Raw genomic sequence first — 11,385 nt, 5'->3', positions numbered from 1 at the left:
TGCGCGCCTTCAGCTAGCCGGTTTTTCCCAACGGTATTGCGCCAGTTCCGGGTTCAACGGGGTACGGGCAAACACGTTGGCGAAGTTGCACAGGGTGGCCAGGCTCACACCCAGAATAACCTCAAGGGCATGACCGTCGGTGTAGCCTGCCTCACGGAACGCGGTGTAGCCGGCGTCGCTGACATCACCGCGGGTGGCGATCACTTCACGGGTGAACGCGGCCAGTGTCTCATAACGCTCGTTGGGCAGTTCACCGCGCTGGCGCAGGGCGTCGATCACGTCTTCCGGCAGCTTGGCCTTGTTGCGCGCTACGGCAGTGTGCCCGGCGACGCAGAAATCGCAACCGTGATTGGTGGCGGCAATCAGTTGCACCACTTCGCGGTCGGCCAGGCTCAGGTCAGACTTGGCGTTCAGGCCCGACACGGTGATGTAGGTTTCCAGGGCTGCCGGGGCGTTGGCCAGCACCGCCAACAGATTGGGGATGAACCCGGAACCCTTCAGGGCATTTTCCAGAAAGGGCTTGGCCGCCTCAGGAGCGGTTTCCAGGGTTAGCATCGGTACGCGGGACATGGAGTGGTCTCCTCATGGATTCGTGTACCAAGTCTGTTGGTTATAAAAAATCCGCTCAATAGTCTAAAGTAGCGATTACTTGCTCTAGAGTCTTTCCGTTAGATGAATTCGTCCAGTTCACTCGTCGATTGGTTATTAGATAGCCTTGAACTCAACACCAGCCTGTTTCACGTCGGGCGTTACTGCGGCGACTGGCACGCCAGCACCCATGGCCTGGCAAGCGCGAGTTTTCATCTGGTGGTGCAAGGGCAGTGCTGGATGCACATCGACGGCGACTCGACCCCTTACCCATTGAACAACGGCGATGCAGTCTTCCTGCTGCGAGACCTGGCGTACCGCTTGTCCAGCGATGGCACCGCCACCGGCGCCCAGGAATGCCCGCGCAAACCGATGCTGCCACTGGACAGCCAGGCCAGTGACGGCGTGGGCCTGGTGTGCGGGTTCTTTCACTTCCAGTCCGGGCTGTCGGCGATGATTGTCGACACCCTGCCCGCCTGGATCATCCTGCGGGCCGGTGATCCATCGCTGACCGCCGCGCGCAACCTGTTCGAACTGATCCTGCAGGAATGCGAGCGCACGCCGGCGCCCTCGCCCGCCCTGCTGGAGCGCCTCTGCCACCTGCTGTTCCTGTATGTGCTGCGCCAGCAAGTGCTGGACAACACCGACCTCGGCGGCCTGGCGGCGCTGGCTCGGCAACCGGCATTTGCCAACCTGCTGGAGCAGTTGATCGCACGCCCGGCCGAGCCCTGGACCCTGGAAAGCATGGCGGCCTGCACCGGCCTGTCGCGCTCGGCGTTCTTCAAGCGCTTCAATGAACTGTGCGGGCAGTCGCCGGGGCAAGTGCTGCTGATGATGCGTGTGCGCCACGCCTGCCAACTGTTCAAGCAGGACCAGACCGTAGCGGACGTGTCCCTCGCCGTGGGCTATCAATCGGTGGCGGCGTTTACCCGGGCCTTCCATAAGGTCACCGGCTTCCAGCCCGGCGCCTACCGCAAGGCTCAAGGTTGACGCAGCAACCCATTGCCCGGCCGGGCACACAACTCCACCAGCCAATCGACAAACACCCGCACCCGTTGCGACAGCTGGCGATGCGGCGGGTACAGCGCCGTCAGCGGTAACCTGGGCGGCGGCTGATGCGCCAGCACCTCCACCAGCGTGCCCGCTTCCAACTGGCGAACGGCGTGGTAGTACGGCGTCTGTACCAGGCCGTAACCCGCCTCACAGGCCGCCAGGTAACCATCGGCACTGTTGACCGCCACTTGCTTGGGCAGGTCGACCAAGCGGATGTCGCTGCCGATCTGAAACTCCAGGCCATAGCGTTTGCCGCTGGTGCTGGAGAAATACTCCACCACTTGATGGCCGGCCAACTCATCCAGCGTCGATGGTACGCCGAACTGCTGCAAGTAGCCGGGGCTGGCGCAGGTCACCTGATCCATCATCGCCAGCGGCCGGGCCACCAGCGACTCGTCCAGCGCCAGGCCGCCGCGCAACACGCAATCCACGCCTTCGCGGATCAGGTCCACCGGGCGGTCATTGAGGCCGATTTCCAGATCGATCTGCGGGTAACGCGTGGTGAACTCGGGCATTGCCGGAATTACCAGGAAGCGCCCGATCCCCGACGGCATATCAATGCGCAACGTGCCGCGCGGGTTGCGCCGGCTGGTGGAGAACACCGCCTCGGTTTCCTCAAGGTCCGCCAACAGGCTCACGCAACGCTGGTAGTAAGCGGCGCCGTCCAGGGTCGGGCTGACCTGGCGCGTGGTGCGCTGCAACAGTTGCACCCCAAGGTGCGCCTCCAGTTGCTTGATCAGGATGGTCACCGAGGCACGCGGCAGTTGCAGGCTGTCGGCCGCCCTGGCAAAGCCGCCCAACTCGACAATCCGCACAAACACGCGCATGGCGTTGAAACGGTCCACTGGCTGGTTTCCTACCTGGATTATTTAGAATTTCATAATAGTGATAGTGGTTTTAGCCGGTTTATCCCGCTTTTGTCGAGGGCAACAATGGAGCCCTTCCCACACAGGAGCTGGACCCATGCACACACGTCAACTCGGCAAAAACGGCCCTCAGGTTTCCGCCATCGGCCTCGGCTGCATGGGCATGACCGATTTCTACACCACCGGCACCGACACCACTGAAGCCATATACACCCTGCACCGCGCCCTGGAACTGGGGATCAACCTGCTCGACACCGCCGACATGTACGGCCCCCACACCAACGAAGCGCTGATCGGCAAGGCCATCGCCGGCAAGCGCGACCAGGTGTTCCTCGCCAGCAAGTTCGGCATCGTGCGCGACCCGGCGAACCCGGCACTGCGTGGCGTCAACGGCCGCCCGGAGTACATTCGCGAGGCCATCGACGGCACCTTGAAGCGCCTGGGCGTGGAAACCCTGGACCTGTATTACCAGCACCGCATCGACCCCGTAGTGGCGATTGAAGAAACCGTTGGCGCCATGGCCGAATTGGTCAAGCAAGGCAAGGTGCGTTACCTGGGCTTGAGTGAAGCATCGGCGGCCACCCTTGAGCGCGCCCATAAAGTGCATCCCATCAGCGCCCTGCAAAGCGAATATTCGTTATGGAGCCGCGACCAGGAAGACAACGGTTGCCTCGCGGCCTGCCAACGCCTGGGAATCGCGTTTGTGCCCTACAGCCCACTGGGCCGAGGCTTCCTGACCGGCGCGCTGAAAAGCCCGGATGACTTTGCGGCGGATGACTATCGCCGGTTCAGCCCGCGTTTCCAGGGTGAAAACTTTGCGAAGAACCTGCTGCTGGTGAAACAGGTACAAGCCCTGGCTGCCGACAAGGGCGTGACCGCCGGGCAACTGGCGTTGGCCTGGGTGCTGGCGCAAGGGGATTACCTGATCCCGATCCCGGGGACCAAGCAACGCAAGTACCTGGAAGAGAACGTCGCGGCACTGGAGGTCAAGCTCAGCCCGACCGAGTTGGCGGCGCTGGAGGCCATATTCCCGGCCAACGCCACAGCCGGGCTGCGCTACCCGGAAGCGGTCATGCAGATGCTGGACAAATAATCCTGCCACGCCGGATCGGGGCTGGTTCGCCAGCTCCGCCCCTTAAATCCCTGCCCTGGGTTTTCTTGCACGATAGTGCCTCAAGCTCGCCCGTCCCAAGCCGATAGCCCTTCGAAGCTCTAACAAAGCCGCGTCGCACAATAAACGCTTCGTAAGGACGACCCCATGCCCTCATTGCGCTCTATCCAAGCCCGCTACACCCTGTTCCTGGTGCTGTTCGTCCTGTTGTTATTCGTCTTGACGGTGGTGGGCATCGGGCAGTTGGTGGCCCCCAAGCTGCGCCACACCGAAGAACAGGTGGCCCTCAATCGCATTGCCGAAGTGGCCGAGCAGATCCAGGGCGAGCTGAACAAGGTTCAGGCCCAGCAACGCAGCATCACCCAAACCATCCCGCTGCTGGACAGCGACGCCATCGACAAGGTGCTGCCAGGCCTGGTGGACCAGTACGGCGAATTGAAAGTGTTCGGCGGCGGCATCTGGCCCCTGCCCAACCAGCGCACGCCGGGGCGCAACAAGCACAGCACCTTCTGGCACCGCGATGCCTCGGGCAAGCTGGCGGTGAACACCTTCTGGAACAGCGACGCGGCCCCCAACTACTACGACCAGAGCTGGTACAAGGGCGGCCTCGCTTCGCCCCGCGGCCAGTGCGCCTGGGCGGCGGCCTACAAGGATGACGCCAGCCAGGAACCGCGTACCAACTGCGCGATGGCGATCCAGCGTGACGGCGCAGCCTATGGCGTCGCCACCATCGACGTGACCCTGGGTTTCTTCAATGACCTGGTGGCCAGCAAAGAAAAAGACCTCGGCGGGCAAATGCTGATCGTCGAAGGCGACGGCAAGATCATCAGCAACAGCACGCGCATCAGCGGCCCCGTGGTGTTGAAGAACATCAGCGAATTGGCCGGCACCTCGGCCTTTGCCGCCCAGGTCAGCGCCGGCCTGGCCCATCGTGATCAAACCCTGCAACGCAGCGAGTTCGACAACCAGGGCGTGGCCAGCACGTTCTTCATGCGCCCGATCGAAGGCACCCCGTGGTTCCTCGCCACTGCGCTGCCGACTTCGCTGATCACCGCCCAACGTGATGACGTACTGGGCACGTTGGCGATGCTGCAAATCCCGATGATCCTGCTGTTGGTGCTGTTGGCGGTGTACGCCATCCGCCAGCTGGTGCACCGGATGACCGCGCTGAAGACCAATATCGACGCACTGTCCAACGGCGATGCCGACCTGACCCGGCGCATCACCATTCGCGCCGAGGATGAACTGGGGGCGATTGGCCATTCGGTGAACCGCTTTATCGTCTACCTGCAAAACATGATCGGAGAAGTGACCCTGGCCACCGGCGCCATGTCGTCGAGCCTGGCGCAATTGCAGCAGACGTCGGCCCAGACCAACCAGATCCTGGTGCGCCATGCCTCGGAAACCGACCAGACCGTCACGGCCATCACCGAGATGAGTTCCACCGCCGACACCGTGGCCGAGAACGCCGCCGAAACGGCTGCGTTCACCCAGCGCGCCAATGAGCACGCCGACCGTTCGCGGGTGGTGGTCGGGGAAGCTTCCCGCAGCGTCAGCGCGTTGATCGGCGAGGTCTCCAGCGCCACCCACACCGTGGAAAACATGCGCCAGGATGCCGCCCGCATCACCGAAACCCTCGGCGTGATCGGCGCCATCGCGGGCCAGACCAACCTGCTGGCACTCAACGCGGCCATCGAAGCCGCCCGGGCCGGCGAACAAGGCCGGGGTTTTGCGGTGGTGGCCGACGAAGTCCGCGCCCTCGCCGCCCGTACCCAGGCCAGTACTTCGCAGATCAATGAAATGCTGGCGCGCCTGACCACGGGCGTGAGTTCCTCGGTGACGGCCATGGAAGCCACCCAGGCCAGTTGCCAGTCTGCGGCTGACGCCACGGCCCGGGTGAACACGGGATTGGACGAGATGGCCGGCTCCGTCAGCCATATCAACAACCTCAGCACCCAGATCGCCACCGCCGCCGAACAGCAAAGCGCAGTGACCGAGGAAATCAACCGCAGCATGGTGCACATCCGCCACATGGTCGAAGAGCTGGTGCAAAGCGGCCACGCCACGGAGCACAACACCCAGAGCCTGCTGGATGCCAATGGCCGGGTTATTGCATTGATGGGTCGCTTCAAGGTGCGTTGAAAAAATAGCCTGAAAGCTCCCGTGCAATGCGCGGGAGCCGGACTATTCTGACAGTTCGCTCCGCCACACAGGAGGTGTGTCATGCACGCAGTTGAGCACCCGATCCGTCTGGAGCGGATCAGTCAGGAACGCTATATACAAGCCTCTATCGACGATGTTTACGACTACGTTACCCAACCGGATCGCTGGCATGAATGGCATCCGACATCCCTGGGCGCCGACACCGGTATCGCCGGCTCATTGCCTGCCGGTCATCGTTTCACTGAAACCATCGACCTGCTGGGTGTGCGGGTTCCCATGAGCTATCGCGTGCAGATTGCGCAGCGACCGCGGGAGTTCAAGACCGCGTTCACCTCATTGGCGGTCGATGGCTGTATTCATTATCTGCTGCAAGTACAGGGCAACGGCACGCTGTTCAAGCGCATCCTCACCTATGAAACCGAACTGCAACTGACCACCCTGCATGAGCGCATGATCGCACTGTCCAACCAGGCCCTTGACCAGCTCAAGCAGCGCCTTGAATCCCCGCCAGCCTGACAAAACCGTCATATCCCTCTCAGTTTTCCGACAGCACCAGGCGGTTATTCTGGTGCTGTCGGTTTTTCGTAAAACTTCGTAACACACCCGGGAAACCCTTTTCCAAAAAGCAGGGAGAATGCCCCGCTGTTGCCCTTTATCCGATGAGATGACGATGAAAACCACCCTGCGACTGGCCGCACTGTCGGCCCTGCTCATGAGCACCCTGGCCCAGGCTGCCGAGCTGATCCCGATTGACGTGCACCGTGATGCCAACTGCGGTTGCTGCAAAAAGTGGATTGCCCACCTGGAAAGCAACGGGTTCAAGGTCAACGACCATGTGGAAAGCAACATGAGCGAGGTCAAGCAACGCCTGGGCGTGGCGCCACGCCTGGCGTCTTGCCATACCGGCGTGATCGACGGCAAGTTCGTCGAAGGCCATGTGCCAGCCGACCAGGTCTTGGCCCTGCGCAAGCGCGACGACTTGCTGGGCATTGCGGCGCCAGGCATGCCCATGGGCTCGCCTGGCATGGAGATGGACGGCAGCAGCGATGCCTATCAGGTCATCGGCCTGACTCGCGATGGCAAAGACGTGGTGGTGGCTGACTATCCGGCACGCTGATTGATGCTTGCCGGTTACCTGGGACTGTTTTTCGCCGCCTTCGGCGCCGCCACGCTGTTGCCGATGCAATCGGAGGCGGTGCTGGTGGGGCTGTTGATCAGCGGGCACTACAGCCTGTGGTTGCTGCTCGGGGTTGCAACGGCCGGCAACGTATTGGGCTCGGTGGTCAACTGGCTGCTGGGCCGCTCGGTCGAGCGCTTCAAGGATCGACGCTGGTTTCCGGTCAGCCCCAGGCACCTGGAAAAGGCCCGTACCCACTACCAGCGCTGGGGCCATTGGTCGTTGCTGCTCAGTTGGGTGCCGATCATTGGTGACCCGCTGACCCTGGTGGCCGGGGTCATGCGCGAACCGTTCTGGCGGTTCCTGGTGCTGGTGAGCCTTGCAAAAGGGGCGCGCTACGGGGTACTGGCCATGCTCACCCTGCACTGGATTTAATCTCCCGTTAATCCCCTCGCCACAGCATCCGGGCACTGTTCCCGGAGCTCTAACCATGTCCAAGATCCGCTCTCTGTGCGTCGCCAGCCTGTTGCTCGGCAGCGCCCTGCCCGCCTTCGCCGCCGAAGAAGGTCCGACCTACGGCCCCGAGCTGCAAGGCTTCCAATACCCGTACCCGGTAGAGCACTTCACCTTCCAGTCCCAGGGCAAATCCCTGCAGATGGGCTACATGGACGTGCCGGCCAAAGGCAAGGCCAACGGGCGCAGCATCGTGCTGATGCACGGCAAGAACTTCTGCGGCGCCACCTGGGATGAATCGATCAAGGCCCTGAGCGACGCCGGCTACCGGGTGATCGCTCCCGACCAGATCGGTTTCTGCACCTCCAGCAAGCCGGACAATTACCAGTACAGCTTCCAGCAACTGGCGATCAACACCCATCAACTCCTGGAAAAACTTGGTATTCAGAAGGCTACCCTGCTCGGCCATTCCACCGGCGGCATGCTTGCCACACGCTACGCCCTGCTCTATCCGCAGCAAACCGAACAACTTGCCCTCGTAAACCCGATTGGCCTGGAAGACTGGAAGGCCATCGGCGTGCCCTACCGCAGCGTTGACGAATGGTACGAGCGCGAGTTGAAACTGACCGCCGAAGGCATCCGCCAATACGAGCTCGACACCTACTACGTCGGCCGCTGGAAGCCTGAATACGACCGCTGGGTCGATATGCTCGCCGGCATGAACAAAGGCCCCGGCCACACCCAGGTGGCGTGGAACTCGGCGCTGATTTACGACATGATCTTCACCCAGCCGGTGTACTACGAGTTCAAGGACCTGCAGATGCCCACCCTGCTGCTGATCGGCACCTCCGACAACACCGCCATTGGCAAGGACCTGGCGCCACCGGCGGTCAAGGCGAAGCTCGGCAACTACGCGGTGCTGGGCAAGCAAGTGGCCAAGCTGATTCCCCACGCCACCCTGGTGGAATTCCCGGGCCTGGGCCATGCGCCGCAAATGGAAGAGCCGGCACAGTTTCACAAGGCACTGTTGCGAGGGCTGAACGCCCTTTAATCCAACCTTTTTCGAGGCATGCGTGAATGTCGGTACAGATCGCAGTGATTGATGATTGGCAGAATGTGGCCAGTGGCGTGGTGGACTGGTCAGTCCTGGCGTCGGTCGGCCAGGTGCACTTCCTCCACGATTACCCGGCGGACACCGCCACGTTGATCGAGCGTTTGCAGGGGTTTGAGGTGATCTGCATGATGCGCGAACGCACCACCTTCGACCGGGCTCTGTTGCAAGGCTTGCCCAGGCTCAAGTTGCTGGTGACCGGCGGCATGCGCAACGCCGCCATCGACATTCCTGCGGCCAAGGCCCTGGGTATCCAGGTAGGCGGCACTGACAGTTACAAGCACGCAGCCCCGGAACTGACCTGGGCGCTGATCATGGCGTCTACCCGCAACCTGCTGGCCGAAGCCAATTCCCTGCGCGCCGGGGGTTGGCAAGTGGGCCTGGGCGGCGATTTGTACGGCAAGACCCTGGGGATTCTCGGGCTGGGCAGCATTGGCCAGAAGGTCGCCAAATTTGGCCAGGCCTTCGGCATGCGCGTGATTGCCTGGAGCGAAAACCTTACCCCAGAGTGCGCTGCCGAAAGCGGCGTGACCTGGGTCAGCAAGCGCGAGTTGTTTGAACAGGCGGACGTGTTGTCGATTCACCTGGTGCTCAGCGACCGCAGCCGCGGGCTGGTGGACGCCGAAGCGTTGGGCTGGATGAAACCTACGGCGCATCTGGTGAATACGGCACGCGGGCCGATTGTCGACGAAGCCGCCTTGATTGACGCCCTGGCCAATGGCCGGCTGGCGGGCGCGGCACTGGACGTGTATGCCCAGGAGCCGCTGCCAGCCGGGCATGCGTTCCGACAACTGCCCAATGTACTGGCAACGCCGCATGTCGGTTATGTCAGCGAGCAGAACTACCGCCAGTTCTACCAGCAGATGATCGAAGACATCCAGGCCTGGGCCAAAGGAGTGCCCCTTCGCGCACTAAGCTAGTGCACACATTTCACCTCCCACTCCCCCCGCGTAGCAGCTGTCAAGCCCCAGCGAGGCTGCGTCGGGCGCACTGCCGATCCTGAACCGGAGCGCGCTCGACAGCTGCTACGGGGCTCATGAAAAAAATTTGTCCTACAAAAATACCCCACAGACCCCACAGGCTCTGGGATCTGTCCTAGACTCATGACCGATGGGTCCGATCCAAAACAAAAACCCCGCAAAAAATCGAAACTTTCCAACTCTGCCACAGGTCAGGTTTAAGGTAAGGCGAGTGCTGACGGTTCATACCGAACGCCCGTCCATCCACTCTATTTAAGACTCCAGCACAACTGGCATAAGGCTTGCCAGTCTGTGTAGCGCTTGTGCGCCTGGCCGCAGGACGCGGTCAACCTTCGCTGATTGCCATATGCCATCAGCCGACCAGAACTCGGGAGAGAACTATGATCAGTGCCGCTGTAGATACTCAGGGAGAGCGTTTTAGTCAGCCGGTTGGCGGGCCGACCTCATTGGCCGACCTTCCCAACACGGCGCGGCCGGTCCCACGTGTGAATCCCAATCGCAAAAAAGTGCTGTTTGTCACTTCCGAAATTGCTGACCTGGTGAAAACCGGCGGCCTGGGTGATGTGTCCGCCGCCCTGCCCCGCGCCATGGCGCACCTGCACGATGTGCGCGTGCTGATCCCCGGCTACCCGCAGGTGCTGGAAAGCGACAACCCCATCCATATCATCGGCGAGCTGGGCGGCCACGCTGCGCTGCCGCCGTGCAAGATCGGACGCATGGACCTCAAGGACGGCCTGGTCATCTACGTGCTGATCTGCCCCGAGCTCTATGAGCGCGAAGGCACGCCCTACGGCGCCAACAACGGCCGTGACTGGCCCGACAACCATATCCGCTTCGCCCGCCTGGGCCTGGCCGCCGCCGATATTGCCGCCAACCTGGCGCAGATCCACTGGTGCCCGGACCTGGTGCACGCCCATGACTGGCCAGCAGGCCTGGCGCCAGCCTATATGCACTGGCGTGGGTCACGCACTCCAACGCTGTTCACCATTCATAACCTCGCCTACCAGGGCGTGGTCAGCCTGGCCTCGTGCCCGGAGCTGGGCATTCCCGAACACGCCTTGCAGCAAGAAGGCATGGAGTTCTACGGCAAGCTGTCATTCCTGAAGGCCGGAATGGCGTATTCCAGCCATATCACCACGGTCAGCGCCACCTACGCCCAGGAAATCACCACCCCCGAATTTGGCTGCGGTCTGGATGGCTTTCTCGCCAGCAAGACCCAGCAAGGCTTGCTCAGCGGCATTCCCAACGGCATTGATGAAAGCTGGGAGTCGTCCACCGACCCGCACCTGACCCACCCTTTCAACATTGGTGACTGGGAAGGCAAAGCCCTGAACGCCGCCCATGTGCGCAACCTGTTTGGCTTGCACGACTCCACCGGCCCGCTGTTCGCCGTGGTATCGCGCCTCGTCTACCAGAAAGGCCTGGACCTGACCGAAGCGGTCGCCAGTTTCATCGTTGAAAATGGCGGCCAGATCGCGATCATCGGCCGTGGTGAGCCGGAAGAAGAACAAGCCATGCGTGCCCTGGCCCTGCGCTTTCCCGGCCAGATCGGCGTGCGCATCGGCTTCAACGAGACCGACGCGCGCCGCATGTTCGCCGGCAGCGACTTCCTGTTGATGCCATCCCGTTACGAACCCTGCGGCCTGAGCCAGATGTATGCCCAGCGCTTCGGCTCGTTGCCGGTTGCACGCAACACCGGCGGCCTGGCCGACACCATTGAGGATGGCGTCACCGGCTTCCTGTTCAACGAATCCACTGTCGAAAGCTACGAAGCGGCCCTGAGCCGCGCGTTCAAGGTCTTCGCCTTCCCAGGCTTGCTCAACGCCATGCGTTGCCGGGCTATGGCCGCACCGTTCAACTGGTGCCAGGCAGTGGAACCCTATGCCGAACTTTATGAGCAACTGGTAGCGAAAGCGCTGGGAAGATCGGGGAAACAGTAAAAA

The 11,385-nt window shown here is 62.0% G+C and carries 11 protein-coding genes; 9 read left to right on the top strand and 2 right to left on the bottom strand.

Going from position 1 to position 11,385, the window contains the following annotated elements; all coding sequences use genetic code 11:
* Positions 1-9: 9 nt before the first annotated feature.
* Positions 10-570: a carboxymuconolactone decarboxylase family protein gene (locus tag QF039_RS10360; protein WP_003207562.1), complete on the bottom strand. Its 561-nt coding sequence runs from the start codon at positions 568-570 to the stop codon at positions 10-12.
* Between the two features lie 102 nt (positions 571-672).
* On the opposite strand from QF039_RS10360, the gene QF039_RS10355 reads away from it, so the two are divergent.
* A complete protein-coding gene (locus tag QF039_RS10355; RefSeq protein WP_087692364.1) occupies positions 673-1,578 on the top strand; it encodes an AraC family transcriptional regulator in 906 nt (301 codons plus the stop codon).
* Here the strand turns inward: QF039_RS10355 and QF039_RS10350 are convergent.
* Positions 1,569-2,486 (bottom strand): LysR family transcriptional regulator, encoded by a 918-nt coding sequence (locus QF039_RS10350; protein WP_307517875.1) that lies wholly within the window; start codon positions 2,484-2,486, stop codon positions 1,569-1,571. The two genes, QF039_RS10355 and QF039_RS10350, sit on opposite strands and share 10 nt — an antisense overlap.
* A gap of 118 nt (positions 2,487-2,604) precedes the next feature.
* Between QF039_RS10350 and QF039_RS10345 the strand changes: the two genes are divergently transcribed.
* The 8 genes from QF039_RS10345 to glgA all read left to right on the top strand — a co-directional run bounded on the left by QF039_RS10345 (position 2,605) and on the right by glgA (position 11,382).
* Positions 2,605-3,600, top strand: a complete 996-nt coding sequence (locus QF039_RS10345; protein ID WP_307517872.1) for an aldo/keto reductase — start codon at positions 2,605-2,607, stop codon at positions 3,598-3,600.
* A 165-nt stretch (positions 3,601-3,765) separates the two neighbouring features.
* Positions 3,766-5,760, top strand: a complete 1,995-nt coding sequence (locus tag QF039_RS10340; protein ID WP_087692367.1) for a methyl-accepting chemotaxis protein — start codon at positions 3,766-3,768, stop codon at positions 5,758-5,760.
* Positions 5,761-5,841: 81 nt separating this feature from the next.
* The gene (locus tag QF039_RS10335) at positions 5,842-6,297 is read left to right on the top strand and encodes an SRPBCC family protein (RefSeq protein WP_003207553.1); all 456 of its coding nucleotides are present in this window, start codon (positions 5,842-5,844) and stop codon (positions 6,295-6,297) included.
* Between the two features lie 154 nt (positions 6,298-6,451).
* Positions 6,452-6,898, top strand: coding sequence for a DUF411 domain-containing protein (locus tag QF039_RS10330; RefSeq protein WP_003207550.1), 447 nt, complete (start codon positions 6,452-6,454; stop codon positions 6,896-6,898).
* A gap of 3 nt (positions 6,899-6,901) precedes the next feature.
* Complete coding sequence (locus QF039_RS10325) at positions 6,902-7,333, top strand: YqaA family protein (protein ID WP_307517868.1); 432 nt, start codon at positions 6,902-6,904, stop codon at positions 7,331-7,333.
* 55 nt (positions 7,334-7,388) lie between these two features.
* Complete coding sequence (locus QF039_RS10320; protein WP_307517867.1) at positions 7,389-8,402, top strand: alpha/beta hydrolase; 1,014 nt, start codon at positions 7,389-7,391, stop codon at positions 8,400-8,402.
* A gap of 26 nt (positions 8,403-8,428) precedes the next feature.
* A complete protein-coding gene (locus tag QF039_RS10315) occupies positions 8,429-9,382 on the top strand; it encodes a D-2-hydroxyacid dehydrogenase family protein (RefSeq protein ID WP_307517865.1) in 954 nt (317 codons plus the stop codon).
* A 440-nt stretch (positions 9,383-9,822) separates the two neighbouring features.
* Positions 9,823-11,382, top strand: a complete 1,560-nt coding sequence (glgA, locus tag QF039_RS10310; RefSeq protein WP_307517863.1) for a glycogen synthase GlgA — start codon at positions 9,823-9,825, stop codon at positions 11,380-11,382.
* Positions 11,383-11,385: the final 3 nt, after the last annotated feature.

Source organism: Pseudomonas sp. W2I6, from assembly GCF_030815935.1.
In the GTDB taxonomy this organism is placed as follows: Bacteria; Pseudomonadota; Gammaproteobacteria; order Pseudomonadales; family Pseudomonadaceae; genus Aquipseudomonas.
The sequence above is the reverse complement of the archived record's forward strand: the minus strand, read 5'-3'. Positions and strand labels throughout refer to the sequence as shown.